Origin of the sequence: Flavobacterium sp. 1355, from assembly GCF_017833415.1 — a bacterium.
Classification (GTDB): Bacteria; Bacteroidota; Bacteroidia; order Flavobacteriales; family Flavobacteriaceae; genus Flavobacterium.
Genome location: NZ_JAFICC010000008.1, coordinates 253,188 through 279,428 on the forward strand (window position 1 = coordinate 253,188; position 26,241 = coordinate 279,428).

The 26,241-nt window shown below is 34.0% G+C and carries 24 protein-coding genes and 1 pseudogene; 1 reads left to right on the forward strand and 24 read right to left on the reverse strand.

Annotated elements, in window-relative coordinates:
- Positions 1–10: 10 nt before the first annotated feature.
- The 16 genes and pseudogenes from JOD96_RS12295 to JOD96_RS12370 all read right to left on the reverse strand — a co-directional run bounded on the left by JOD96_RS12295 (position 11) and on the right by JOD96_RS12370 (position 11,998).
- A complete protein-coding gene (locus JOD96_RS12295) occupies positions 11–1,129 on the reverse strand; it encodes a lactonase family protein (RefSeq protein WP_209564564.1) in 1,119 nt (372 codons plus the stop codon).
- A gap of 85 nt (positions 1,130–1,214) precedes the next feature.
- Positions 1,215–2,312, reverse strand: coding sequence for an MBL fold metallo-hydrolase (locus tag JOD96_RS12300; protein ID WP_209564565.1), 1,098 nt, complete (start codon positions 2,310–2,312; stop codon positions 1,215–1,217).
- Positions 2,313–2,317: 5 nt separating this feature from the next.
- Positions 2,318–2,740, reverse strand: coding sequence for a DUF1801 domain-containing protein (locus JOD96_RS12305; protein ID WP_209564566.1), 423 nt, complete (start codon positions 2,738–2,740; stop codon positions 2,318–2,320).
- On the reverse strand, positions 2,727–3,794 hold the full coding sequence (locus tag JOD96_RS12310; protein ID WP_209564567.1) for a serine hydrolase domain-containing protein: 1,068 nt from the start codon (positions 3,792–3,794) through the stop codon (positions 2,727–2,729). The genes JOD96_RS12305 and JOD96_RS12310 overlap by 14 nt, the downstream gene beginning before the upstream one ends.
- Positions 3,795–3,820: 26 nt before the next feature.
- Positions 3,821–4,189 (reverse strand): nuclear transport factor 2 family protein, encoded by a 369-nt coding sequence (locus tag JOD96_RS12315; protein WP_209564568.1) that lies wholly within the window; start codon positions 4,187–4,189, stop codon positions 3,821–3,823.
- Between the two features lie 80 nt (positions 4,190–4,269).
- A complete protein-coding gene (locus JOD96_RS12320; RefSeq protein WP_209564569.1) occupies positions 4,270–4,485 on the reverse strand; it encodes an ArsR family transcriptional regulator in 216 nt (71 codons plus the stop codon).
- Between the two features lie 10 nt (positions 4,486–4,495).
- Positions 4,496–4,918, reverse strand: a complete 423-nt coding sequence (locus JOD96_RS12325) for a hypothetical protein (protein WP_209564570.1) — start codon at positions 4,916–4,918, stop codon at positions 4,496–4,498.
- A gap of 56 nt (positions 4,919–4,974) precedes the next feature.
- A pseudogene (locus JOD96_RS12330) lies at positions 4,975–5,888 on the reverse strand (helix-turn-helix domain-containing protein).
- A gap of 12 nt (positions 5,889–5,900) precedes the next feature.
- Positions 5,901–6,797, reverse strand: a complete 897-nt coding sequence (locus tag JOD96_RS12335; protein WP_209564572.1) for an SDR family oxidoreductase — start codon at positions 6,795–6,797, stop codon at positions 5,901–5,903.
- A gap of 103 nt (positions 6,798–6,900) precedes the next feature.
- Positions 6,901–7,386: an SRPBCC family protein gene (locus tag JOD96_RS12340; protein WP_209564573.1), complete on the reverse strand. Its 486-nt coding sequence runs from the start codon at positions 7,384–7,386 to the stop codon at positions 6,901–6,903.
- Positions 7,387–7,640: 254 nt separating this feature from the next.
- Positions 7,641–8,234, reverse strand: a complete 594-nt coding sequence (locus JOD96_RS12345; RefSeq protein WP_209564574.1) for an NAD(P)H-dependent oxidoreductase — start codon at positions 8,232–8,234, stop codon at positions 7,641–7,643.
- A 67-nt stretch (positions 8,235–8,301) separates the two neighbouring features.
- Positions 8,302–9,201 carry an arginase family protein gene (locus JOD96_RS12350; RefSeq protein WP_209564575.1) on the reverse strand — a complete coding sequence of 300 codons (900 nt, stop codon included), beginning with the start codon at positions 9,199–9,201 and terminating at the stop codon, positions 8,302–8,304.
- A gap of 9 nt (positions 9,202–9,210) precedes the next feature.
- A complete protein-coding gene (locus JOD96_RS12355) occupies positions 9,211–9,597 on the reverse strand; it encodes a hypothetical protein (protein WP_209564576.1) in 387 nt (128 codons plus the stop codon).
- Between the two features lie 106 nt (positions 9,598–9,703).
- Entirely contained in the window at positions 9,704–10,855 is a 1,152-nt protein-coding gene (locus tag JOD96_RS12360) for a Gfo/Idh/MocA family protein (protein WP_209564577.1), read from the reverse strand.
- A 59-nt stretch (positions 10,856–10,914) separates the two neighbouring features.
- On the reverse strand, positions 10,915–11,304 hold the full coding sequence (locus tag JOD96_RS12365) for a DUF1801 domain-containing protein (RefSeq protein WP_209564578.1): 390 nt from the start codon (positions 11,302–11,304) through the stop codon (positions 10,915–10,917).
- Between the two features lie 49 nt (positions 11,305–11,353).
- A complete protein-coding gene (locus JOD96_RS12370; RefSeq protein WP_209564579.1) occupies positions 11,354–11,998 on the reverse strand; it encodes a suppressor of fused domain protein in 645 nt (214 codons plus the stop codon).
- 169 nt (positions 11,999–12,167) lie between these two features.
- Between JOD96_RS12370 and JOD96_RS12375 the strand changes: the two genes are divergently transcribed.
- Entirely contained in the window at positions 12,168–13,181 is a 1,014-nt protein-coding gene (locus JOD96_RS12375; RefSeq protein ID WP_209564580.1) for an alpha/beta hydrolase, read from the forward strand.
- Between the two features lie 106 nt (positions 13,182–13,287).
- On the opposite strand, the gene JOD96_RS12380 is transcribed toward JOD96_RS12375, so the two are convergent.
- The 8 genes from JOD96_RS12380 to JOD96_RS12415 form a co-directional block, all read right to left on the reverse strand.
- Positions 13,288–13,776, reverse strand: coding sequence for a TPM domain-containing protein (locus JOD96_RS12380; protein ID WP_209564581.1), 489 nt, complete (start codon positions 13,774–13,776; stop codon positions 13,288–13,290).
- 169 nt (positions 13,777–13,945) lie between these two features.
- On the reverse strand, positions 13,946–15,334 hold the full coding sequence (gene lpdA / locus JOD96_RS12385) for a dihydrolipoyl dehydrogenase (RefSeq protein ID WP_209564582.1): 1,389 nt from the start codon (positions 15,332–15,334) through the stop codon (positions 13,946–13,948).
- 205 nt (positions 15,335–15,539) lie between these two features.
- On the reverse strand, positions 15,540–16,124 hold the full coding sequence (locus JOD96_RS12390; protein WP_209564583.1) for an NUMOD4 domain-containing protein: 585 nt from the start codon (positions 16,122–16,124) through the stop codon (positions 15,540–15,542).
- A gap of 202 nt (positions 16,125–16,326) precedes the next feature.
- Positions 16,327–17,091 (reverse strand): LytR/AlgR family response regulator transcription factor, encoded by a 765-nt coding sequence (locus tag JOD96_RS12395; RefSeq protein ID WP_209564584.1) that lies wholly within the window; start codon positions 17,089–17,091, stop codon positions 16,327–16,329.
- Positions 17,092–17,272: 181 nt separating this feature from the next.
- Positions 17,273–18,592, reverse strand: a complete 1,320-nt coding sequence (locus JOD96_RS12400; protein ID WP_209564585.1) for a RagB/SusD family nutrient uptake outer membrane protein — start codon at positions 18,590–18,592, stop codon at positions 17,273–17,275.
- An 11-nt stretch (positions 18,593–18,603) separates the two neighbouring features.
- The gene (locus tag JOD96_RS12405; protein WP_209564586.1) at positions 18,604–21,942 is read right to left on the reverse strand and encodes a SusC/RagA family TonB-linked outer membrane protein; all 3,339 of its coding nucleotides are present in this window, start codon (positions 21,940–21,942) and stop codon (positions 18,604–18,606) included.
- A gap of 18 nt (positions 21,943–21,960) precedes the next feature.
- Positions 21,961–24,570 (reverse strand): zinc-dependent metalloprotease, encoded by a 2,610-nt coding sequence (locus tag JOD96_RS12410; RefSeq protein WP_209564587.1) that lies wholly within the window; start codon positions 24,568–24,570, stop codon positions 21,961–21,963.
- 85 nt (positions 24,571–24,655) lie between these two features.
- Complete coding sequence (locus tag JOD96_RS12415; RefSeq protein WP_209564588.1) at positions 24,656–26,227, reverse strand: histidine kinase; 1,572 nt, start codon at positions 26,225–26,227, stop codon at positions 24,656–24,658.
- Positions 26,228–26,241: the final 14 nt, after the last annotated feature.

Consider the following 26,241-nt stretch of genomic DNA (forward strand, 5'->3'; position numbering starts at 1 on the left):
TATTTTAAAATTAGATTTTTCTGATTTGAACACAGGACACATTTTCCATTTTGATTTGTTTTCCTGTTTTTTTAAGTAATCCCGTTTTTGTATTTCGTCTAAAAACGACAATATTTCCTGTAGTTACATTTGTTGCGATTAAAAAATTTCCGCTTTCATCGATTGCAAAAATTCTCGGGTGTTTGCCAAAAGTCGATTGATAGCCAATGTTTGTCAAAAGCCCGTTTTCATCAATAGAAAAAATGGCAATATTGTTTTCTTTTCCCCTGTTGGTAGCGTACAAAAATTTTCCGTCTGGTGAAATATGAATGTCAGAACTCTCAAAACCGGTTGTTATTTTATCAGGATGTGTATTGATTCTCTGAATTTTTTTCAATGTTCCGTTTTCATATTGATAAACACTTATTGTTCCCGACATTTCTTCTATACAATAGCCAAATTTTTGATTTGGGTGAAAAGTAAAATGCCTCGGCCCGGCTTCTGGATCTGTTTTTATAAATGGAATTTTTGCTTCTGTCAAAGGCTGTTTTTGCGTTTCATCAAATTGATAACAACGTATTTTATCGGCTCCTAAATCGGGCAAAAATAAATAATCAAATTGAGGTGAAAAGACTGCGGAATGCACATGGGAGCGGCTTTGTCTTTCCTTATGAACACTTCCGTCCATATATTGAAAGTTCTGTGCAACTGAATCAATTAGTCCGTTTTCTAAAATTGGATGAACTGAGACACTTCCTTCTGTATAATTTCCGTTTACAAGCCATTTGCCATTTTTATGTACTGAAACATACACCGGATTTTCTCCACCGCTCGATTGCTTATTTATAAAAGTTAAGCTTTTTTGCTGAGAATTAAATTCAAAACTACTAACGCTTCCCCCATTTGGCGTTTTGGTGTCGGTACAGGCATACACATATTTTCCGTTTGGAGAAACTGTTAAATAAGAAGGGTTAATAATATTTTTTGCACTAGTTATTTTGGTCAATTCTCCCTTTAAAGTATCCAATTGATAAACCTGAATAGCTTCGGCAGCTGCATCACGATTGTAAGACCCAAGAAAGACATACGTATTCTGAGCACTCAAATGAATGCTTAAAAGAAAAGTAAGTAAGAATATTGTTTGTTTCAAAATTTTAATATGTTTGAAGTTTCAGGCTTCAGTAAAAAACCTCTGTAGCTTTGCACCTCTGCATCTCTGCACCTTAAAAAAAAAGCTACTTTACTTCCTCCCACCATTGTTTAAATTGCTGATTTTCATTTCTTAGCTCGACCAATTCGCCAATCATGGGTGTAATGAGCGGAATAGGATTTGCTTCATTTTCATTCAATTTTGTAATTCTTTTCAAAGGTTCATCCCAGGCATGGTTAGCCAGTGGAAATTTAGAAGAATGAACAGGAAATAATCTTTTTGTTTTTACATCTTTAGCAGCCTGAATTACATCTTCCGGCAAATTGTGAATGTATTTCCATTTAATATCATATTGCCCGTTATCGATTAAGGCAAGATCAAAAGGGCCATATTTTGCACCTACTTCAGCAAAATGGGTATCATAACCGGTGTCTCCTCCCAGATACATTTTAAAATCTTTGGTTTCTAAAATATACGAAAGCCAAAGTGTATTGTTGCGGACAAGGCCACGACCAGAAAAATGTCTTGTTGGTGCCGTATAAAGTGTAATATTCTGATCGAGTTCTATTTTTTCATGCCAGTCTTTTTCAATAATATTCTGAACCGGAAAGCCCCAGGATTCAAAATGTGAACCCACGCCAAGACCGCAGACAATTTGTTTTGTTTTTGGTTTTAACTTCAAAATGGTTTTATAGTCCAGATGATCATAATGATCGTGTGTGATCAATAAATAATCAATTTCTGGAAGATCTTCAACAGTATAGATATCAGAACCTTTAAAAGATTTTGTAGTTCCTGCAATAGGCGAGGCATTACCGCTAAAAACCGGATCGACAAGAAAACGTTTCCCTTCGATCTGGAAATAATAAGACGAATGCCCAAACCAGACCAAAATATCCTTATTGACATCTAGCTGCAGTAGATTTGTTTTTATGGATGGAATTATAGTAACGGGAACTCTGCGCGCTGTTTTTTTAAACAGAAATTCATATAAAACTCCCGGCATTGTATATCCTTCAGTAAGCTGTGGCGTAAAATGTACGTTTTCAAATTTTCCGTTTTTGTAATTTGGCGATTTTTGAATTTTGATTAATCTTTCTCCGGCGGGTGCTTTTCCGAATCTTGGATCCTGAAGAAAAATATAAAAGGCTAAAATGATAAGTATTATAAAAGTTATAGTCATGGTATTTATTGGGGTGGATATAATTTAATTAAGTTTTCAATCGAAAATAAGATTATTTTTCTGAGGATTTCAGTATCGATATCCGTTAGTTTTTTAATATAAATGCAGCCTTTAGAAGCTTTGTGTTTGCCTAATTTTGATAGTAATTCTTCTTTGTTTTCTGTGGTAGCGTAGCAATAAAGCGAGATAGCGGCTTTTCTTGGCGAAAATGCCACAAGCGGTGCATCGCCTTCATGACCGCTGTCATATTTATAATGATAACTCCCGAAACCAATAATGCCGGGTCCCCACATTCTGGGTTCAAAACCAGATTCTTTCTGCATGATTTTCACCAGTTCAAATGAGTCGTTTCTTTTCGTAACATCCTCGACAGCATTAATAAAATCAGTAACGCTGCTTTCGGTTTCTGTGGTTTTATTTTTTGCCATTTGTTTTATTTGGATTAACTATATCACTTTTCAAAAGCAGGTTTTTGATTTTAATTCCCATACTATAAAACAAATCAGGATTTGCATATGTCTGATTTTCTAACACAATCAAACTCACATCGCTATCAGGAAAATACAAATTTAAAGAAGAAAATCCATCGCCAATACCAGTGTGGCCAATATATTTTGGTGTTTGATTATCTACAATCCGAATTCCGTAACCGTAACCGGTTTTTTCTTTTCCGAACACGTTATGCTGCGTTTTTATATTGTAATCAATCATGAGTTGATAGGTTTTGGGTTTCAGGGTTTTTCCTTTATGAAGATTTTCATTCCAGATGGCGAGATCATTTACGGTCGAAACAATTCCGTCAGCACCATAACTATCCTGATTTATCTGAGACTGTTCAATTTTCTTAGGGACTTCTTTATCAATATAATATCCCGAAGCCAGATTTTTTGTTTTCTCTTTAGAATAGCAAAATGTATTTTTCATTTTTAATTCCTTAAACAAGGCGTCTGCCATCTCCTGATAGCTTTTTTTAGAAGTATATTCCACAATTTTGCCTAACAGGTTAAAGCTCAGATTACCGTATTTAAAATCACTGCCAGGCTTAAAAAGGAGTGGTTTTTGCAAATCAGTAATTCCGTGTGTATGATTTAATAACTGATGAACCGTTACAGAATCTGCCCAGGTTTGTGTTAAGTACGGAAGATATTTTTTGATAGGCGCCTGCAGATCAATTTTTCCTTTTTCATATTCCCTTAAAATCAGAACTGCGGCAATTTGTTTGCTGTTTGACATGATTTCAAATTCACTATCGATTTTTAAAGGCGTTTTTTTCTCAAAATCAGCAAAGCCCAAAGCTTTACTGTATATTGTTTTTCCCTTTTGAGAAATCAAAATTGCGCCATTAAATTTGGGAGAAGCGGCAGCCAATGTGCTGTCTGCCTGAGCCGAAATATTGGCTGCTTTTTTTTGCGCAAACGAATTGCAATTGGAAAATAAAAAAAGAACGGTCACCAAAGCTGAGAGCCTGAAAATTGAATTCATTGTGAAATTTATATTTTTTAGTTTATTTAAAACATTCCATTTTCGTTGATTATTTTGGCCGGAACCGCTTGTCCTAAATCCCAAAGCTCAACTATTTTACTCTCTTCAAATCTAAAAATGTGGACAACTGCTACTCCCAAATCATTTTTGTTTTGCTTAACATGTGAGTGTATGGCAACAAAATCTTTGTCTCCAATGGCATGATGTATTTCGATAACTTTGTTGGGATTTAATCTGAATGCTTCTTCCATTGCTAACATCAGTGTATTGGCATCTCCCTTAAAGTAAACATTATGATGCTTAAAATTTTTGCCGACATACAGACGAAATGCCTCGTGTGAATGGCCTTGGGCGGCAAGCTTTAAAAAGTCTTTGGCGATATATTTCCTAGTCATGATTTTAAATTTTAAAAACTAACTAAGGTAAGAAATTTACCAGTATCTTTTTTGGTAAAAAAATCCCAAAAGCGACAGAATTATAAATCTTCTGACTTTATTTGGCTGATATCAATGCCTAGTTTTATAAACTCTTTTTCTCCCAATTCTGTAATATAAAAATGCTTATCTGTTGGAGTTTTTTTGGTAATCCATGCCTTGTCTGCAAAATTTTCCAGAAGAAGCTGACCCAGTTTTCCGCCAATATGTTCATAGCACAATTTTGCAGGTTTTGTATTTGTTGATTTCGGATTCATCCTCAAAAGATTAAATTTTTTGCGCTTTTTTACGAAATAGCTTTACTGCCAGATAACTCATTGGAATATAAGCAAACGTAAGGTCTAAGATCGTATACCATACAGGGGAAGGAAGAATAGTAACCATGATAATGCCGGCTAATAAAAAGAACGCACCAACGATAAAAGCTAGTTTTGTCTTGTTGCTAAACGCAATTTTTATTGTAGCTGCCGAACCCGCAAAAGTGCCGAGCGCATGGGCTAAAAAAGGAAAAATGAAGTTTTTTGGTTCAAAAAAAGGCATGGCGGCAACCAGCCCTTCCCGTGTTGAAACATCTGCGCCATTTGGTGCGGGAATTATGGAGCCGCTTATTAAAATAAGGATATTATTAACAACACCTCCAATAAAAAGGCCGGCAATAACGGCAAGGATATTTCTTAAAATGGGATTCATAATTTTTCGTTTTACTGAAACGAATTTATGAAATTATTGTACATGAAAATATTTCTTTAATTAAAAGATTGTCTGAATTCTAAGGGCGAAATACTGGTTTTTGTTTTGAATAATTTACTAAAAGACTGATGATGCTCAAAGCCCAGCTCAAAAGCGATTTCACTGATGGACAAATTGGTTGTGGAGAGTTTTTCTTTTGCTTTTTCAATCAGTTTATTGTGTATATGCTGCTGGGTACTCTGTCCCGTAAGTGATTTGAGTAATCCAGTTAAATAATTTGGAGAAAGATTTAAAGTTTTGGCAATGTATAAGACGGTTGGTAAACCTTTTTTTGCTAAAGAATCACTGCTGAAATAATCTTCCAGCAGTTTTTCTAAGCGTGATAAAATTTCGTGGCTGCTAATTTTTCGTGTTATAAACTGTCGGTTATAAAAACGTTCAGAGTAGGTTAGTAGCAGTTCTATTTGGGCAATTATAACATCCTGACTGAATTTGTCAATATTAGACTGATATTCCTTCTGAATATTTGTTATGATATCAATAATCATTTTTTCTTCCTTATCAGAAAGATGTAATGCTTCATGAACCGAGTATCCAAAATATTCATATTGTTTTATTTTCTGCGCCAGAGGAGTATTCCACAAAAAATCAGGATGAATCAATAATGACCAGCCTGTGTGCTGTAATTCGGCATTTCCTTCAATAGAAAAAACCTGCCCGGGCGAAATAAACAATAAGACGCCTTCCTTAAAATCATACTCCTGCTGGCCGTATCGCATTTTGGCATTTGCATTTCTCTTGAGCGCAATTGAATAAAAATCGAGAATGAGGCTTTGTGGCTCATTCTCGTTTAAGTATTTGATGTCCTTAAAATTATAAACACTTACAAGCGGATGTTCGGGTTTTGGTAAGTCCCGAAACTCGTGAATTGGCTGATACTTTTTATTCGGTGCGGCTGAGAATTTGACATAGCACAAGATACTTATTTCTGATTATAAATTGCTGCAAATTCTTTTGCATAATCTGCCATTTTTGTTTTTCCAAAAACAGCCGGTTTATTGCGATTGTAATCTTCGGCCAGTAAGCCATTGTAAAGTCCGGCGTACATTTCGATTAAACCCGTTGCAATTTTTGGCTGCATTCCTGCTTGTATCAAACCGTTTAAAGATTCTTCATCGCTGGTTAAGACCCATTTTAAATCAGGTTTTCCGATAGCGGTTCCCAAAATTTTTGCTGTTTCATGTCCTGTAAGCTCTTCACTCGTCACATAACGAATTTTTCTTCCGTTAGCCGGAGTTGTGATTTCTTCGGTAATGGCAGAAGCAATGTCCAAAGGTGAAACCCACGGAATTATTTTGTCAGCCCCATAATTAACCGCTATAGCGTCAATGCTTTTGATCATCGGGATGTATGCCAATACATTGTAAAAGAAAGAAGTTGGACGCATAAAAGTGATCGATACATCTGAAAGTGTATTCAGGACAGCTTCGATTTCATTATAACGCTGAATGATGCCCGAATTTTTTTCTAAATGTGCCCCAATGCTGCTTAAAAACACCACTTTTTTTACACCCGATTTTGCAATCGCTTCGCCATAACTATTTCCGATGTTGCGCGTAAAAGCATCCAAATCCAGATTAGCGTCAAAATAATTCGCCCTCGGAATCATGCAATACACAGCGTCTGAGCCTGCAAAGGTCTGGGTTAAAAACCCAATATCTTCTACAGAACCTATAGCCGCTTTTGCACCTAATTCTTCGATTGCTTTTTGGTTTTCGCGATTACTCGAAATTATAGTAATCTCATGTCCTTTTTGCACTAACTCCTGAGCTAATGGCTTGCTTATGTTCCCTAAAGAACCCGTAATTGTAATTTTCATTTGTCTATTTTTTTGATGATACAAAGTTGTGCAACATCAAATCAATAGTTGTAGCCAAATCTACTATTGTCTTAGCCTAAAAAAAGAAAACAGGTTTTAGAAATTATTTTGCAGATAATTTTTTTTCGTTTTCTGTCTGAGGTTTGTCTTTTCCGTTTGGCTGCCCTTTTCCGGTTGTAATTAGTTTTTTGAGGCTGTTCTGGATGTAATTGGTCCAGGAATCTTTACAGATTTCAAAACATTCGTAATCCGGAACCAAGCCAAAATGTGTAAATTTAAGTGCTGTTTTGCCGTCTTTTTCAGAGATTTCAAAAGTTGGTTTTGTACCTGTCCATTCTTTTTCGTCTTCTGTAAATTTAAAATAATTATCTTCTACCAGCCAGACAACCTTCTGGTTCGGAATCACTTCAGTCAACTTAACTTTACAGCGATGTATATCTTCATAATGATAATTGAATTCATCATTTTGTTTTGCTGTATTTCCTTCTATTTCTTCAGACCACCAACCGCGAACATTGGTCACAGCATTAAAAACTTCAGATGGAGATTGATTGACTATAAGTGTTGTGGTAAAATCCTGTGTGCTCATTGTATATGATTTTAGAAAGTTAGATAACAAATTTACAATCTAAAAGTCAATATGTTAGGGCTCGTAAGAGACAATTTTAAGGGTGGATTCGGACAGATAATTAGATTTTAGATTTTAGATTTTTTTTTGTCATTTCGACGAAGGAGAAATCACATCCAACATTCCAGCATTGGGGGTTACGCGCGTGATTTCTCCTTCGTCGAAATGACAAAACGGCCGTAAATGCTGTAATTATAATATGCGTTTCGATTTATTTAGAAATTCTTTTTAATTCTCTCTACAACATTTTCAATTTCCTGCATATGGTTTTCCATCACTTTTTCTAATTCCAAAGTGCCTCCCAGAATAAGCATTTCTTTATTTTCGAATCGTTTTCCGAGCCTGTCATCGAGCATAATGTTTTGCATGCTTTGTGCAATTCCTATTTCTTTTAGAAACTCGTTTGGATGCCCGGCTGTACAGATTACAATTCCATGCGGTATGGTTTTCATTTTTTTATACTCATCAGTTTGTCCATAGGCATATCCTACAGAATAAACCCTGTCAAACCAGCCTTTTAGTTTGGCCGGACAATCACTCCACCACACAGGATATAAAAAGATAATGCAATTGGCGTTTTCAATTTTCTCATGTTCTGTCAGAACATCTTCAGAAATCGGAAGTTCTCTTTTGGCAAATCCTTCTCTTTCATATTCAATTGCAGACATATCACTTTGAAAATTCATTGCATATAAATCAGAAATTTCAAGATTCCAGTTTTGTTTTAAAATTAAAGATTTTAACTGCTTTAAGATCTGAAAAGTATAAGATTTTTCATTTGGGTGACTGTAAACTATTAGAATATTCATGGCAGTTTTTAATGGAAAGGTTGTGGATTTTTTTCTTTGTTTAACGAAAATAACAAAAATCCAGGACTTAATTATTTGCCTTATTAAAAGCAGAGGTTATATTATCTACAAAAGCAGTGGTGTATTCTCCCGTTTTGTCTAAATCAGGATCGAGAATTGTTATTTCTAGCCCGGCAAGTTTGTTACTTTTGAATAAGATAAAAGTCAGCTCATTAAATTCATCGTAAGTTAACCCATCCGGAGTTCGGCTGTCAACGCAGGGCATTACCAAATCATTCAGAACATCAACATCAATATGAAGCCAGAAGCCATCAAGGTTTTTACTTTCAATTTCAGACAGAAAAGATACGGCACATTCTTTAATTCTTTTTTTTCTTAAAATTTCCAGACTGATATAAGTTGCTTTTGACTGACGGATTTCATTTTCATATTCGTCATCGTATTCACGATTGCCCACGCACCAAAGGTTTTCTTCTTTGATGTAGGGGGCTAGATTTAAAATATTGGTTAGTTTCCTGTGTCCGTTTCCGGTTACAATTGATGCTGCCATTCCGCCAACGCCGCCTGTTTCAGACAAAGAAACATCCATAAAATCGGTATGACCGTCCAGGTAAAATAAACCGTAATTTCCTTTTTGTTTCAAGGCAATTGCCGATCCCAAAAGGATGCTGCAGTCTCCGCCAACTATAAAAGGGAATTTGTCCTCTTGCAATACTTTAGTAATTAATTGAGACTGGTGTATCGCATAATCAATTAAGGAACTGATGTTGAGAATTCCAGTTTCAACGTCTTTCTGATTGCTGTATGCTGGAGCATCAAGCCTTAAGACAGTTTCAGGATTAAGGGCAGTATACAGATTGTGTTTTCTAAGCCAATCGGGCAAATGTTTTACTCCGGGTTCTTTTCCCGGATGAAGTTCTTTTAAACCCAGATTAGACGGAAATTCAATTATGCATATTGCTTTCATAATCTGGCTTTATTTAATACGAACATATTCAGACTGATAGCAGTCATGGCATTCATCATTTAAATACAAAGTATTGCCTTTTATTTCAAAAGACTGACTTGGCATATCTTCAATTACAATCATTTTTCGATCATTGCCGTAAATAGAATTTTGTGTCTGTATTGAATAAGCTTTTTTAGAAATTAAATTTTCGTTTTCATATCTTTTAATCACAGAAGAAGAAATTTCAAGAGTTATCGTTTTGTTTTCCGATTCCGGCGTAATTTTTTTTCCTATAAATCCGCCAGTAGAACTTACCCAGTTCCATTTTCCGTTTAATGAATTTTCTGAAGAAGGTTCGATTTTGGCACTACAGGAAAACAAAACGAATAGTATTATATAAGCAAAATTTTTCATGAGATGGAGTCAGATTAATAGGTTAGTATTCTTTTTACAGATAACATACACGATGAAAGGTTGCTTATAATTAGAATAATCTTTTTATTATTTCAGGACTAAATTTCTATATAAAAACTTTCTTTCCTGTTTCTGCTGCTTTGTATATAGCATTGATAACCTTTATGTCTTTTAATCCTTCTTCTCCGGTTATGTGATTTGGCAGTTTTTTGTTTTCCAATAATACTTTGCAAATTTCGTCCATTTGCGTTTTTTGCTGATTTATTGCCGGAAATTTCAATTCCTTTTCGGATGTTTTACCTGTATAAGGACCATAACTCAATGCAGGGCTTAATTCAAAAGAACCCTCATCTGCCGTTGCATAAAACCGATCTATATTATAGCCGCATGAAGTATTGCAATTGGCGTTTGCTCCACTCGGAAACTCCATTTGCCATGATATGCTTTCTTCCGTTTCAGAAAATCTGTTTTTATCATTTACATGACCAAATTGTGCAGTAACTGCAATTGGTTCTTCTCCCAAAACATAACGGCTTAACTGAATGCAATAAATTCCTAAATCCATTAAGGGGCCACCACCGGATAATTTTTTATTTAATCGCCATTCGTTACGGTCATTTTTATCGACTACGGGTTTGGTTAGAGTATCATAAGTTTTATAACCGAGTGAAGCTTCAATAAAACGTACTTTTCCGAAAACTTTTTCTTGTCCTAATCTTTTTAATTCTAAGTGATAAGGTTCATAATGTAAACGATATCCAACTGCCAGTTGTACATTGTTGTCATTGCAGGCTTTTATCATTTCCTCACAGTCTTTTGCAGAGATTGCCATTGGTTTTTCTGTGATAACATGTTTTCCTGCTTTTGCCGCACGAATTGTAAATTCTTTGTGTAAACTGTTTGGCAAAACAACATATACAAGATCAATATCGGGATTGTTTTTTATTTCGTCAAAATTCTGATAGTTGTAGATATTTTTGTCCTGAATATTATATTTGGTTTTCCATTTTTCTGCCTTTGAGGGAGTTCCTGTAACAATTCCGGCTAGATTGCAATATTCAGAAACCTCAATTCCTTTGGCTAACAATTCGGCATAGATTCCTAAGCCGCAGAGCGCAATGTTCATTTTCTTTCCTGTATAAGGTTTTTTTTCATCTTCTGATGCTGTTAAAAAGGAGGGAAGCGTCGTAATGACAACAGATGCTCCTAGTCCGACACCGAATTTATTAACAAACGAACGTCTTGAAATTTTTTTCATGGATTTGTTTTTTGGTTATAGTAAATAGTTAGTAGCCAACTTTATAAAAAGTTACATAATCATTTTAGTCGAATTAAAATTCCTTTTCGTTTAACGATATTTTTATAATCCCACTGAATATTTTTTGCTTTTTCCAGCCATCGTTTCAAATCTTCCTGATTAATCTGATCGATAGCTGTATAATGCATTTCTGCTGCTTTAAATGATCCTTCGTTCACCAGTTTTTCTTCATCAAAAGACTGACCGCTCCAAAAGAGCAATCGAACATCCTTTTTTAGTTTGCTGTATCCCACAATCGGATTTCCGTCTAAAAACCAAACCGGGTGCGCGTGCCAGATTTTGCTTTCCGCGTCTGGCAGGTTTTCATTTATAAAATGGTAAAGCGCATTGCAGATTTCTTTATCTGTATCTGATTGCAAATTATTATATGCTTCAATATCCTGATTCATGTTATTTTGAATTTAGTTGTTACAGATTGATAAAAAACAAGTGCAAAGTTTATTTCCTGTGAAGATCTGTGATTAATAAAGGATTATTTTCTTTTAACTTATTTACAATTTCTTCAACCGATGTCCGGCCTTCTTTAATAGCTTCAAATTCAGCAGATGTTATGCCAACTATCTGTAAAAATGAAACTTCTCCATGAGGTGTTTGTTTTTTTTCGATTTCGGGATCAGCAACAAAAATTAAAGCCGTAATATCTGTTTTGGTATCAAGTCGAATGGGGCCGTTTGCCGGCATGTAATGAAATTCTTCAAACCAGTTTCCGCTGCTAAAAACATATTTGGCAATGTTTTGTAAAAGAGCAACTGCCCAGCCAGGATTTCCTTCATCTTCTTCAAAAGGTTTTAATCTAAAAGTTAGTTCAAATCCCCATTTACTAAATTCTCCGTTTACTTTTTCTTCATTATAATACAATTCAGAAAAACCATAAGTTACAAAATGAAAGTGTTCTGTTTGTTTTTTACTGTCATAAATACTCACTCCGTCAAGCGGATATTCTCCGCCAAGCATATAACTTATTGCCGGAGCAAAATGTTTAGGTTCCTGATTTGGATAAAGTCGTTCAAGTTCTGTATCGATTGATAACCAGCCAACTGCGTCATCTTCTGAAAATTTCTTCTTGTATTCCTCTAATGTCATCTTTGTATTTTTAAAATTAAAATGAATTACAAGATAGAAATTTTTGAGCCAATAAATGAATTTTGTTTTTACCTAATTCTAAATTATTAATAAGCTTACAATTATACTTAAGTGCTGATTGAAGTGTTGGGTATGGTTAGTTTTTATTTTTGTCAAAAATTACAGGGATATGAAAAAATATAAAATTATAATGTCAGTTTGTTTCCTGGCATTCTACCAGACAAATTCACAGAATAATAAAATTACGACAGTTAAGACAAATAAAATGGAAGTTATAAAAACCAAAAGTCATATAGACAATTTAAATGTTGCAATACATTATATGCAGGCAAGGCAAAAAACAAATGATTATCCTGTTCTTTTTCTTCATGGTTCATCATTTCCGACAGCGCTTTCTTTTGGTTTTAAAATGGATAATTCATCCTGGATGACCAACTTATCAGACCATGGATATAATGTCTTTGCATTGGATTTTTTGGGTTACGGAAATTCAGACCGATATCCTGAGATGGAGAATAATACTCGAAGCGGCAGAATAATCGGAAGGGCAGAAGAAGTGGCATTGGATGTTGACAGAGCTGTAAATTTAATTCTGCAAAGAACAGGCAAAAACAAAGTGTATTTAATTGGTCATTCCTGGGGTGGAAGTGTAGCGGCATATTATGCATCAAAATTTCCTGAGAAAATAAAAAAGCTGGTTTTGTTTGCGACAATCACGGGCAAAAATGAAGATTCAAAGCCTGAAGAAATAAAGGATTCTTTTGTTGACATGACTGCAAAACAAAGAATTAATGCCATGGCAATGCTTACGCCAAAAGACAAGTCTTGTCAATTAGAAAAAGAAGTTTTCGAAAATTGGGGTAAACTTTGGGAAGAAAGCGATCCTTTGTTTAGAAAACTGAATACGGGAAATATTCGTTTTCCTGCTGGTCCCAATCAGGATGTGGAAGATTTATTGCACAATAAGTCCTATTATAATCCCGAAAATATAAAAGCGCCAACATTAGTAATAAGAGGCAACTGGGATAAATATCCTAATGATACTGATGCAAGGGAATTGTTTACGTCACTTAAAAATGCAAAATCAAAATATGTAATCCTTGATTCAGGTACGCATGTGGCACATTTAGAAACCAGCCGAAAGCAATTGTATGAAGAGACGCTGGTTTTTTTAAAAAAGTAAATGATGATTTATATGCTGAAAAGTTGAATAAATTATTTTTTACTTTCAGAATTTGATTTCCATCTTAAAACAAAAATCCGACTTGTTTTCACAAATCGGATTCTTTCTATTCCAGCTTTTTTATAATCTGAGCACTTCCTGTTTCGAGACCTTTATAATAATCGCCCTTTTTTAATTCAGGAACTACATAGGTGTTTACAATATTTTCTATTTCCTGATTGGTCAATTTATTACTTATTTTATTATCTCCCAGAATTTGTATTTGCCTTAAATCTTTACTGATTACAAATAAAATTGAGGGTTCTAGTTTGAGCCCAATACGTAAATACCTGTGCAGATCTTCAGAATAATTGGATAAGTCTCTGTACGAAGGAGTAGCAGATATGGTGACTACAATAATTTTATTTCCTGTTTTTGTTTCAAATGTCTTTAAAGTTCCATTCAAAGCTTTTACCTGATTTGGATTCAGGATATTTTCAAAGTCATTTACGTTGTCATAAGAGTTGGCAAAGATATTTTTTGCCTCGGTTTTTGTTTGTCCAAAACTATTGGACGTAAAAAGGGCTAAGGCAAAAATGAAAAATATTTTTTTCATGAGTAGATTTGGTTTTTGGGAGCTGCAAAAATACCACTTTATTATTAAAATTGTGTCCTCAATCTAATATCAAAAAGTTAATGTTTGTGTAGAAAAAGTATTTAATAAAAAAAATCCGACTTGCTTTCACAAATCGGATTTCAATTGAAAATAATATATATTTAATGTCTTACAAGTGAATTACTTCTCCGTAAGCATCAGCAACAGCCTCCATTACAGCCTCGCTCATTGTTGGGTGAGGGTGGATAGATTTTAAGATTTCATGACCAGTAGTTTCAAGTTTACGTGCTACAACTGCTTCTGCAATCATATCTGTAACTCCTGCACCAATCATGTGGCATCCTAACCATTCTCCGTATTTAGCATCGAAGATCACTTTTACAAATCCGTCTGCATTACCGGCAGCTTTTGCTTTTCCTGAAGCTGAGAATGGGAATTTACCAATTTTTAAATCGTAACCTTTTTCTCTTGCTTGTTTTTCTGTTAAACCAACAGAAGCGATTTCAGGAGTTGCATAAGTACATCCGGGTACGTTTCCGTAATCAATTGGGTCTACATGTAAACCTTTGATTTTTTCAACACAGTTAATTCCTTCAGCTGACGCTACGTGAGCTAAAGCCTGCCCAGGAGTAACGTCTCCAATTGCATAATATCCAGGAATATTAGTTTGGTTGTAAGCATTTACCAAAATTTTATCACGGTCTACAGCAATACCAACTTCTTCTAATCCGATATTTTCGATGTTTGTTTTAATACCAACTGCAGAAAGTACGATGTCAGCCTCAAGAATTTCTTCTCCTTTAGCAGTTTTTACAGTTGCTTTTACTCCGGCTCCTGAAGTGTCTAATTTTTCAACAGATGAATTAGTCATAACTTTGATACCTGCTTTTTTCAAAGATTTTTCAAATTGTTTTGAGATATCTTCATCTTCTACCGGTACAACATTTGGCATAAATTCTACAATAGTAACATCAGTTCCCATTGAGTTGTAGAAATGTGCAAATTCAACACCAATTGCTCCGGAACCAACAATAATCATAGATTTTGGTTGTGTTGGTAATGTCATTGCCTGACGGTAACCAATTACTTTTACACCATCCTGAGGTAAGTTTGGTAACTCACGTGAACGTGCTCCGGTTGCAATAATAATATGATCTGCACTATATTCGGTAACTTTATTGTCTTTGTCTGTAACGTCAAGTTTTTTTCCTGGTTTAAGTTTTCCAAAACCTTCGATAACGTCAATTTTGTTTTTTTTCATCAAGAACTGAACACCTTTGCTCATTCCTTCTGCAACATTACGGCTGCGTTGTACAACTGCCGGAAAATCTTTATCAAATTCAGAAACTTTTAATCCGTAGTCAGAAGCATGTTTCAGATAATCAAAAACCTGAGCAGATTTTAGTAATGCTTTTGTTGGGATACATCCCCAGTTTAAACATACACCACCTAAGTTTTCTTTTTCAACAACAGCTACTTTAAAACCTAATTGTGAAGCTCTAATTGCTGTAACATATCCGCCAGGACCACTTCCTAAAACAATAACGTCGTATTTCATTTTTTTTGCTTTTAGTATTTACTACCGAAAATGATGTTTATAAAAACCCGAAACTCATTTTCAATTGCATTGTTATTTGTGATTGCGAATTTAAGGATTTATTTTAAAAAACGGTAAGATGTAAAAAGTAAAAAGGTAAAATGTGAAATGTTGGTTTAAATATCCTACATCTCACATTTTACCTTTAACATTTTAAGAAGGCAGTTTAAACCTTTACATGTCCCCAGTTTTCTCCGCTGGCAATTCTTCTGATTTGCATTTCGCTTACACCAAATTGTTTTGCTATCATTTTAAGACGGGTTTTTTGTTCCGGTCTAGAAAGAATCTTCTTGATTAACATGACTTTTGTAGTGGTAAGTTTTCTTCCGTCGGCTTTTAGGTTGTGTTCTACCAGATTCTTTTTTGCTTGAATCACACGCGGACTTTTGCGGCTGTGTGCCATCATTTCGGCTTTTGTAGCCCACTTTAGATTATTGACGTCGTCGTTACTTCTATTGTAGTCAAGATGAAGTACGTATGTTTGATCTTCTGAGGTTTTTGGAATGAAATATTGGGCAACTAATTTGTATAAAAACAGATATTTATTGACAATTTTATCATCTTTTTTTATTTTAAACCTAAAGGTTGGGTAACCATCGCTCAAACCTCCTTTTAACAGTCGGCCATTTTCTATTTCGTCTGTAAAACTTACTAATCGGCCTTTGTTTGAAATGGCATATCTAAGTTGCAATGAGGCGTTTATTTCTAGTTCTTTAAATTCTTCGTTTGGATAAAATCTAATTTGTGGCATATTCTTTTACATTTGATTATATTCTCAAATATAAAAAATCCAAATTGGAGAAAAGCTATTTTACTGGTAATGAGACGCAATTTTATGATTCCTATAACGCTAATTTAACTTTTTTAAGAATTTTTTTAGCATTTGAAATTTCAATTTTAGAAGATAAAACTGAATTTAGGGATTTATCAAACAGCATAAAAAATAAAAGGGTTTACTGATTGAGCCAGTTTTTAAAGTTATTTATCTCTTTTTTACTAATAATAATTGGGTCTGTTTCTACAGCAGGTACTGTAAGTTTTAGTTCAATTTTTTGGGCTGAATGTTTTACTACCTCTTTTATGATACTCCGGCTCACAATATATTTTCTGTTTACTTTAAAGAAGAGTATCTGGTCCAGATTGTGAATAATATCGGTAAGTGTATTATTGTATAAGTAACTGTTTCCTGAATTTACATAAATAAAAAGATGCTTGCCTGAAGCTACAAAATAAGTAATATCATTTTCGTTTATAGAAATAAGTTTATAACCATGATTAACCAAAAAGTGACGTTGTATTTTGTTGGTTTCAGGATTTTCTAACGCTACAAGAGATTGTATTGTGGTATCACTATTAAAGTTATCTTTTATGTTTTTGAATTTTGTAAGCGCATCAAACAATTCCTGTTCTTCAAAAGGTTTTAGAAGATAGTCTATTGTAAAGTGTTTAAAAACAGATATTGCATAAGAATCATAAGCTGTAACAAAAATAACAGGGCAGGAGATAGAGGTCTTTTCAAAAATTTCAAGACTTTTTCCGTCACCGAGATGAATGTCCATAAAAGCCAGGTCTACAGTATTTTCTATGAAGAAAGCAACAGCTTCTTTAACCGATTTTAAAACTGTAATTTCAGAAACTGATATGATGCTTTGCTGTTCTAAAATAGATTTCAGATAACTCGAAGCAAGATATTCATCTTCAACAATGGCAATTTTCATTCTTTTTGGACTAAAGTTACTAAAGTTTCAATGTGATGAAGCTTTATTTTAATTCTGCAAATATATTAGTTAAGCTTAATAATTAATTAAAGTAAAAATATTTTTTATCGAATTTTAAAATTATAAACAAAAAAAGGGCCCAGTTTTGCAACTGGACCCTTTCCAAAAAAAACAATAGGTACTATAGATTGGGATTGTTTAATCTCACGTTTGCCGGTATAGCAATGGTATAACGTGGATCATTTTGCATCAAAGTGTAATTATCACCGTCGAATGTGTGAACGATTTGTTTTTGAGAAGTTCTTCTCAAATCAAACCAACGCTGCCCTTCAACAGCAAACTCACGGTGTCTTTCTTCTAAAATGAAGTTTGTTAAATCTGCTGCATTCATCGCATTAATATCACTTTCAAGCTGAGTATATCCAGCTGCAGTATATCTGTTTTTTATGAATTCTAAAACTGTTGTTTTAGCATCAGCAAGTTTATTCAGTTTTAATGAAGTTTCAGCTTTTGTTAAATACAATTCAGAAGTTCTGAAAGTACATTTCTGATCATCATTACCACCTTTTTGAATTCTGAAACGGCTACCACTTGCTAAAAAGTAAAGAGGAAAACGTAAATCAGTTGTTTTGCTGAAAGCTGCAATTAAATCAGGAGATGCGTATGAAGCACCTTTAAGTCCATTAATATATCCGTCTTCAAGAGCTAAAATAGATTCTTTTGAATCGTATTTAGTTGCAAAAACAGAAGTTGCTTTTAAGTCAACAAGGTTGCTATTGATTGATAAAGCTTTATTGGCAGCATCTAAAGATTTTTGCCATTGTTGTTGATATAAGTAAACACGGCTTTCTAAAGTGTATAAAGCAGCTTTAGAAAAACGGTAATTAATACCTTTAGTTTGAGTATCAATATTGATTAAATTTTTAGCTTCATTTGTATCAGAAATAATTTGATTGTAAATTACTTCAACACTTTGAGGAACAAAAACCTGCTCTAAATCGATTTCCAATGCCAACGGAACTCCTTTATCTGAACCAGAAGTTGCAACATTGTAAGGCTTTGCAAAAAGGTTAATCAAATCAAAATATGCCATTGCTCTTAAAGCATAAGCTTCTCCAACTAATTGTCTTTTTTCCGGAGATTCTGCTAATTTTTGAGACGCTTCATTAATGATAACGTTTGTGTAAAAAATTACAGTGTACAAATCCTGATATTGAAAAGTAGTGGTAATACGATCCGGATTAATATCTTTCCAAAGGTAAATGTCTCTGTAAACGTTGATTTCATCACTGAACTCATTCATTGTTAATTCGTCTGTACGAACTGCTGTCAATGATTTGTGTTCCGGATAAGTAACATATCCTTGTGTTAAAACTGCACGATATTGATCTAATGTTTCTGGGATAACTCGCCCAATAGGCGTAATGTCCAGATAATCGTCACAGCTGCTTACTGCAATAGCTGCAACAAAAAGTAATATATATTTTGAGAATTTTTTCATCTTAATTTTTATTAGAAAGTTACATTACATCCTAAAGTAAATGACTTAGGAACTGGTTGTGCATAAATGTTTCCGAAAGTTTCAGGGTCAAAGTAACCTTTGTAATCTGAACTAATTACGAATAAGTTTCTTGCCTCAACATTCAATCTAATGCTTTGAATATTGATTTGATCTGTAAACGCTTTAGGAACTGTGTAACCTAAACGCACACTGCTTAAACGCATATAACTCATTTCACTAACCCATGTATCCAGGTAATTCATTGTTGGAATTTGATTTGCTCCAGAGTACCATAGGTATGCCATATATGAATCTCCTGTTCCAGAATCCTGACCATTAATTCCAGGTAAGTTAGAAGATGTATTTGTTGGTGACCATGCATTTAAGATATCTCTACTATAGTTTTGTCCTCTGTCAACCTGAGTTCCGTTATAAGGAGGGTTTCTAACTACAGTTTGTTTAATGTTAAATGAAGCAGCGATTGCAAGATCAAAATTACTTACTTTGAATGTATTTGTGATACCTCCTGTATATTTCGGGTCTCTGTCTCCTAAGTATGTAAATAAGTCTCTGAATTCAGCTGAAGTTAATTTTGACTGAGTCAATAATCCAGGGAAGAAATCAGCATACGGATCGAATAAACCAAAGAAAGTCTGAGTATTTACAGTTTCTCCTTTTTTGTTTACAAATAATGGATATCCATTTTCGTCAATTCCGTTTGTTTTAAATCCAAATACAGCGTTTACTGCATAACCTTCCTGATTTGGCAAATAGCTATTATCTCTTACTTGTAAACGGTCTATATTACTTTTGTTGTGAGAGAAGTTAATACTAGTATTCCATTTAAAGTTCGGACGATCGATATTTTTTGTAGACAAAGTAATTTCATACCCTTTATTACTTACTTGTGCCCAGTTCATATTGGTATATTCAAAACCATTTTCTAATGGAAGAGCCTTTAGTCCAATTAAGTCAGTACTTTTTCTTCCGTATAAATCAGTAACAATGCTAATACGGTTGTTAAATAATCCAATATCAGCACCAAGATTGATATTTTCTGTTTTTTCCCAACGTAATTTATCATTTGGCGGGCTTTCAACAACAATTGTTTGTTCTGTCTGACCAGGAAGGATAATAGCTGTACTGTTTTTACCTACTACAAAAGGAGAGGTGCCTTTGTCGATATTTCCTTGTAAACCATAAGAAGCACGAAGTCTTAAGTTAGAAAGTGTTAAGTTTTCTTTTAAGAAATCTTCTTCAGAAACTGCCCATGAAGCAGATGTTGACCAAAGTGGCAAATATTTATATTTAGGATCTACACCAAATAAGTCAGAACCATCGTATCTAACACTTCCAAATACACTATATTTTTTATCATAAGTATATGAAGCTGTAGCGAAGAATGATGCAAAAGCATTTTCGGTTTCAGATTTTGAATATGTTTTGTAAGTTGATTCAGTAGCATCTCCAGGGTTAGGGAAAACAATTTGCTGTGTAGTTAAATTGTTTTTGTCATAACCAAAACCTTTCGTAGAAACCATAGTATTGTAGTTTCTTCTTAGCTCGTTACCAGCCATAGCCTCAACTTCATGTTTCTCTCCAAAAGTTTTGTTGTAGTGAACCATTGTTTTAAGGTTGTACTGGAAGAAGTCGGTATTTGAGTTTTGAATAATACCACCTTCAGGAAGGAAATACTTATAAGACCCATTAGAGAAATAACGTGATTTTTCTTTTTGGTTTCTTGTATAATAAGTTTCTTTATCAGCAAATTTTTCACTAGATGTATTGTCCAATTGCAAACCTAACTGAGAAGTAACTTTTAAGTCTTTTGTAAGTTTGTATTCAGCATCTAATAAAGCTTTTATAGATCTTGTTTTTAAGTCGTAAGATGTATTTGCTCTTTCTTCTAAGAAATTGAAAGGAACATAACGGTCTGAGAAACCAATAATATCTTTATCATACTTATAACTTCCATCGGTATTGTATGGAGTTAAATATGGATTTACGTTTCTTGAATAGTTTGCAGGATTGGTAAACAAACCAGTGTCAGTCAAGTAAGATGTAGTTTTGTTTTCTGCACCAAAGATTCCAATACCAACTTTAAATTTGTCTGTAATCTCGTAGTTATTCTTTAAAGTTAAGTTGTAACGTTTGAAACCAGTTCCAATAGTAGTTCCTTTTTCATCATAGTAACCTAAAGAGAAATAGTAATCAGATTTTTCTCCACCACCAGATAAACTTAAACCGTGCTGCGTGTTGATAGCAGTTTGGTATAATAAGTTACCCCAGTTTGTGTTGTTACCTCTCAAACTATTAATAGATTGTTGTGTAGCAGGGCTCAAAGAAGAGAATCCACCGGCTCTGTATGCCGCTAATTCATTCGATCCGTTAAGGATACGGGCAATATCACCACCGGTGTCTCTGTATGTTAAATCTGCACGGCTTGCCATATCAAGTTCTAAATCAACTTTTTCACTAGAGTTCATTAAGTTTAATTTAGAAAATTCTGGTCTTTGCGTAATAAAAGTATTCGTATTAAAAGTAACAAGCATTTTACCAGCTCTACCTTTTTTTGTTGTAATAACAATTACACCGTTTGCAGCACGCGCACCATAAATTGCTGTTGCAGCGGCATCTTTTAGAACAGTAATATCTTTGATATCATCAGGGTTTAGACCTGCAATAGAATAATTGTTAAGTGCATCGATATTATCTTTATCGTAAATTTTAGGAACCTCATTGCTCTCTAGCGGTAAACCATCAAGTACCCATAACGGATCTTGTGTACCATTAAGAGAAGCAGTACCCCTGATTCTGATTCTGGCAGGTGCTCCAGGTGCTCCAGATGGAGTGCTTACAGCAACTCCGGCAATTTGTCCAACCAATAATTGGTCAATGCTGGAAACCCCTGTTTGCTGGATAGCAGCCATATCAATTTTGGAAACGGCAGCAGTAAGTTTTCTTTTCTCAATTTTTTGATATCCTGTTACAACTACTTCCTGAAGTTTTGCAGTTTCAGATTTTAAGTTAACAGTATAATATTTTTGAGCATCCAATTCAAGAGTATACGATTTGTATCCCATAAAAGTAACTCTCAAAGAAGTGATGTTCTTAGCGATTTTTAATGTAAATTTTCCATCAAAATCAGTTGTTGTTCCGATTCCTTCACTTTGAATAATTCCGGCATAGGAAGTTTTATTCGATATAGAATTGTTCTCGACGAAAATCGATGCACCTGGAATTGGTGACAAATCAGCTTCGTCCTGAATGATTCCCGTAATAGTTCGGGTTTCCTGCGAGTATCCTGCGATGGCCAGGAGGAGCAGTAAGGCATGTAAAATTTTTCTCATGTTTTGGGTTGTTGTTTATTAAAAGGTTGTGTTATTTAATGCTTTTTCGATTCGTTGAATTAAATCGTTATAATGATTTCGGGTCGATTGATCGCCGGTATTCTTTTTTGTTTTTAATAATTGAAGCACTTTTGACAGTTCTCCTTTTTTATCAGAAGTAACTTCTGTAACTCTCTTTAAAAAAGACTGATTAATTTTTCTTATCATTTCCCCGTCATGCACATAATTACATAAATGTGGCATGCTCAGTGTTTGTTGTAATTCGATAGTTTTTTTAGGATCTGTTTTTTCAAACAATTTATTAGTAGAAACAATCAGAACATCTACATAATTCTTTTGCGTCATACGCTCCAGAATTGATAATGATTTATTTAAAACCGTTGGAGCAAAAACCTGCTGATGTATTTTACTAAATAATTCATTTACGGTAAATACTTTCTCTTTGGTTTCATTTCGCTGATGTAACTCATTTTCAGTCATTCTTAACAAACGATCATCGCTTAATAAATTATACAAAACATCGTATTGCATTTCTCTTGCCAAAGTATATGGCGTATACTCATAAGGTCCAAGAGGAGTATCTTTAAGCGGATTTGTTTTATCCAAAATAGAATTAAAAAATAACCATTGCGGAATCGTAAGAACATTTTTAATCAAATAATCCGTAGCTCTTTTTTGCATCAAAGCAGGAACCGGAATATAGCTTTGTTTGTTGTCTCCGTGAACTGTTACATTCAGGTAAACTCCACCAATATTATTCATTACGTGACGGTTGTATAATTGCCACTGGCCAATAGTTCCGATGTATAATTTTGCAGTTTCATAATACGACTGATCTTTTTCGTATGTCCAGTCCAGAATATTACTTACTACACGTTTCAGATTTTTCAAACCATATTCACTTGCTTTTACGGCATCGTTTCCTAAATCTTCAGATTGAGAACGTGGATCAATTAAATTACTTCCGTCCTGTTGCTCTCCATAAAAATAAATTGGATCATTTTGGTGAGAAGCAATCAGAGCATTCAGTTTTAATTTCTCGTTATCATTGTTATCGTACCATCTGTATCCCCATTCTATAGCATATTTATCATACTCACCAATTTTTGGAGTGATAGCCGTAACACTATCTTCTGGTTGTGCTACATAATTGTAACGGGCATAATCCATGATAGAAGGAGCAGTTCCGCCCATTTTTGCTGTAAACTCTTTAGAACGCAAAGATTCAACATCATAAGCAAAAGAAGAACCCATATTATGTTTAAGACCAAAAGTGTGGCCCACTTCATGAGACGATACAAATCGAATTGCCTCGCCCATATGTTCATCGCTAAAAGTATTTCCTCTTGCTTTTGGGTCAATAGCGCCAGTCTGAATACGCATCCAGCTTTGTAGATACGTCATTACATTATGCCACCAGATAATATCGGCTTCAATAATTTCACCACTTCTTGGGTCAACAACCGAAGGGCCCATCGCATTTGCTTTTTGCGAAGCGGCATAAGTAATAACAGAATAACGTACATCATCTATATCAAAATCCAAATCTGCCTCTGTTGGCTCTTTGGCAATAATTGCATTTTTAAAACCGGCTTTCTCAAAAGCAACCTGCCAGTCGTGAACACCATCGATAATATATTTTCTCCATTGTTTTGGAGTCGAAGGATCGATATAATATACAATTGGTTTTTTTGGTTCAACCAATTCTCCTTTTAAATATCGTTCTTCATCTTCTTTTTTAGGCTCAAGTTTCCAACGGATAATTAGTTCTTTTTCAAGTAATGCCTGTTGTGCATCAGAAAAATACCAGTGTTGTTCTGTAAAATAACCAATGCGGTTATCAGAAAAACGAGGTTTCATAGGAACTTTATCCAATAAAACAATATTACTTGTCACCCCAAGAGTTACAGATGTTGGAATCCCGTTTTCGAGAATAGAAGTCGTTAACTGCGATTTTACCACAACATTTTTAGGAAATGCTTTTAAACTTTCTATATAAGACAAGTCCGATTTTACAGAACTTCCTAAGCCAATGTTGCTAAAAATATCATTAAAACTCTTTTGTTTTCCGTCAAAAATCTTATTTGCCTTAATAACTATCGAAGTAGAATCGTTATTTTTAGTTTCAATATCAAAAACTTCAATAATAGATTCAGAAAAATTATCTTTTACAGAAGCCGTTATAGCGTCATCTTTAGGAGAAGAAACTTTTGGTAAATAAGATTTGACCCAAACTTTCTTTGCAATTGTATCTTTATAAAAGCTAATTACTTTATTTTCGTAATTCATTCCTTTATTAAGTCCGTAATCATTTACCTGAAAAGGAACTTGTGATAATTTGTTTACTACAAGAAACTCTCTTCCAAATAAACTGTCCTGAATTTCAAAATAAACATCAGTTTTAACCTGAATAATATTGAACAGCCCTTTTTTTACTGTTCCTTTTTTTACAAGGTCACTATATTTTTTTCCTTTTTTAGCAGCAGTAGTATCTTTTGCTGTTTCAGTAGCATTTTCTTTGCTTTTATTCTTTTTTTGAGAATAACCAGAAATCGGGCCTAATAAAAATAAAGCTAATACTAATACAGTGATCACTTTTACATTAAACAGGCTTGCCTTTTCCCTCATTTGTTGTTAATTTTAGGTTAATTTTGGCTCGAAAATATTTGCTTTTCGGTCAAAAAAAAAAATAAAAGGAGTGAATGGCTTTTTTTTAGGAGTGAATGACAATTAAAGGCAAAATACATACGAAATTATCCTCTTTTTCTGAGGCTGTAAAATCGGTTTTAGAATAGTATTTATAAATGCTGTTCAGGTAATTTAACCCGAACTTGGTGCTTGGTTCTCCAACTGCCTTTTTTTGCAGGTTGTTTGATATCACAACACAATCTTCTTTTATTGTAATAGTAGTAGTCAGCGGTTTTTCTCCTGTTGCCATATTGTGTTTGATTGCATTTTCTACTACAATCTGGAAAGCCAGATAGGGCACAAATTTTTCCAGAGCACTTTCATCTTCAATTTTAATCGAAAAGAAGAGTTCTTCCTTAAAACGGGTTTGCTGCAAAAAAATATATTTCTCTATAAATAATAACTCTTCCTTTAGCGGTACAATATTTTTTTCAGGAGGGTCAATTAAGTAGCGGTAAATGCGGGATAAGTTTAAAGTAAACTTCTGAGCTGTTTTTACATCGCTGCCCACTAACATATAAAGTGAATTTAGCGAATTAAACAAAAAATGGGGATTGATTTGCTCCTTTAATTGTTGCAGCTGGATTAATGCTTTTTCTTTTATGATTTTTTCGTTCTCAACCAATAATTTATTTTTCTCCTTAATTACAATTCCCTTCTCTTTGTAAGCACGTCGGTTTGCGTACGAGAATAAATAGAAAATTAATAACAGCATTACAGTTGTAATAGAATAAATCCAGGTCGAATACTTCCGGATCAAATCGACATTTTCATCAACAAATATTTTTGGAATGCTAACACACACAAACCAGTGTGTTCCCTTTACGTCCAGTTTTTTTGTAAAACGGATAACATCCAGTTTCAAAAACTCCGACATCGTTACCCTTTTTGCATAATCTTTACTTTTGGTAAAAATGGTATCAGCCGGCTGGATAGAAGAAATACTATATATGTTTTTGCCAATAAAATCCGATTCGGGATGATAAATGCACCTTCCGTTTTTATCAAAAACAAAAGCATAATTAGAAGCCGTTTTGTCACTGGTCGAGATATAATCGTGAAGTTTTTTTAAATTGATATCATAACCATAATAAAGAGTAGTGTAATCTTTTGAAACAATTTTAAAATAAATTCGCCACACCCATTCTTTCCCCTGCGGGATAATAGTACTTATATGACTGACTTTTTTATTTTTAAGAATAAAATCTTCAACATCTTTTTTTACTTCTTCAGAAATAGAATCTGTCCCAAATTCAACCTTATTGTCATTAACCTTAAACCAGTTATTTACAATCAACAAATTAGTAGACTGGACCGAAGACAAAACCTTCAGATTAGAAGATAAATTACTCGCGTTGCTTATTTTTAAAAGGTGCTTTATCCTGTTCTCCTGTTCTAAGAGTTTAGAAAATTCCTGAGACAGAAATTCCTGTTTTTTAATAAAATTACGCTGCGCCATATCCTCATTCGCTTTTTCGGTAAGATCAGTAATTAGGTTGCTAAGTACAAATACAGAAGAAACGGTGATTAATATGGAGACAATCAAATAAATTACAAAGGCTCGTCTGGATGTTATTTTTTTTAATTTAAATTTCAAAGAAAATAGTAGGA

Coding starts and splice junctions, on each gene's coding strand:
- JOD96_RS12325 (WP_209564570.1), bottom strand. CDS start 4,918: ATGAATCCCATTTTAAGAAATATCCTTGCCGTTATTGCCGGCCTTTTT.
- JOD96_RS12370 (WP_209564579.1), bottom strand. CDS start 11,998: ATGACATTAGAGGAATACAAGAAGAAATTTTCAGAAGATGACGCAGTT.
- JOD96_RS12335 (WP_209564572.1), bottom strand. CDS start 6,797: ATGAAAATTACAATTACGGGTTCTTTAGGGAACATAAGCAAGCCATTA.
- JOD96_RS12355 (WP_209564576.1), bottom strand. CDS start 9,597: ATGAAAAATTTTGCTTATATAATACTATTCGTTTTGTTTTCCTGTAGT.
- JOD96_RS12360 (WP_209564577.1), bottom strand. CDS start 10,855: ATGAAAAAAATTTCAAGACGTTCGTTTGTTAATAAATTCGGTGTCGGA.
- JOD96_RS12320 (WP_209564569.1), bottom strand. CDS start 4,485: ATGAATCCGAAATCAACAAATACAAAACCTGCAAAATTGTGCTATGAA.
- JOD96_RS12410 (WP_209564587.1), bottom strand. CDS start 24,570: ATGAGGGAAAAGGCAAGCCTGTTTAATGTAAAAGTGATCACTGTATTA.
- JOD96_RS12350 (WP_209564575.1), bottom strand. CDS start 9,201: ATGAAAGCAATATGCATAATTGAATTTCCGTCTAATCTGGGTTTAAAA.
- JOD96_RS12315 (WP_209564568.1), bottom strand. CDS start 4,189: ATGACTAGGAAATATATCGCCAAAGACTTTTTAAAGCTTGCCGCCCAA.
- JOD96_RS12375 (WP_209564580.1), top strand. CDS start 12,168: ATGAAAAAATATAAAATTATAATGTCAGTTTGTTTCCTGGCATTCTAC.
- JOD96_RS12300 (WP_209564565.1), bottom strand. CDS start 2,312: ATGACTATAACTTTTATAATACTTATCATTTTAGCCTTTTATATTTTT.
- JOD96_RS12365 (WP_209564578.1), bottom strand. CDS start 11,304: ATGAATCAGGATATTGAAGCATATAATAATTTGCAATCAGATACAGAT.
- JOD96_RS12405 (WP_209564586.1), bottom strand. CDS start 21,942: ATGAGAAAAATTTTACATGCCTTACTGCTCCTCCTGGCCATCGCAGGA.
- JOD96_RS12305 (WP_209564566.1), bottom strand. CDS start 2,740: ATGGCAAAAAATAAAACCACAGAAACCGAAAGCAGCGTTACTGATTTT.
- JOD96_RS12345 (WP_209564574.1), bottom strand. CDS start 8,234: ATGAATATTCTAATAGTTTACAGTCACCCAAATGAAAAATCTTATACT.
- JOD96_RS12390 (WP_209564583.1), bottom strand. CDS start 16,124: ATGCCACAAATTAGATTTTATCCAAACGAAGAATTTAAAGAACTAGAA.
- JOD96_RS12310 (WP_209564567.1), bottom strand. CDS start 3,794: ATGAATTCAATTTTCAGGCTCTCAGCTTTGGTGACCGTTCTTTTTTTA.
- JOD96_RS12400 (WP_209564585.1), bottom strand. CDS start 18,592: ATGAAAAAATTCTCAAAATATATATTACTTTTTGTTGCAGCTATTGCA.
- JOD96_RS12340 (WP_209564573.1), bottom strand. CDS start 7,386: ATGAGCACACAGGATTTTACCACAACACTTATAGTCAATCAATCTCCA.
- JOD96_RS12395 (WP_209564584.1), bottom strand. CDS start 17,091: ATGAAAATTGCCATTGTTGAAGATGAATATCTTGCTTCGAGTTATCTG.
- JOD96_RS12380 (WP_209564581.1), bottom strand. CDS start 13,776: ATGAAAAAAATATTTTTCATTTTTGCCTTAGCCCTTTTTACGTCCAAT.
- lpdA (WP_209564582.1), bottom strand. CDS start 15,334: ATGAAATACGACGTTATTGTTTTAGGAAGTGGTCCTGGCGGATATGTT.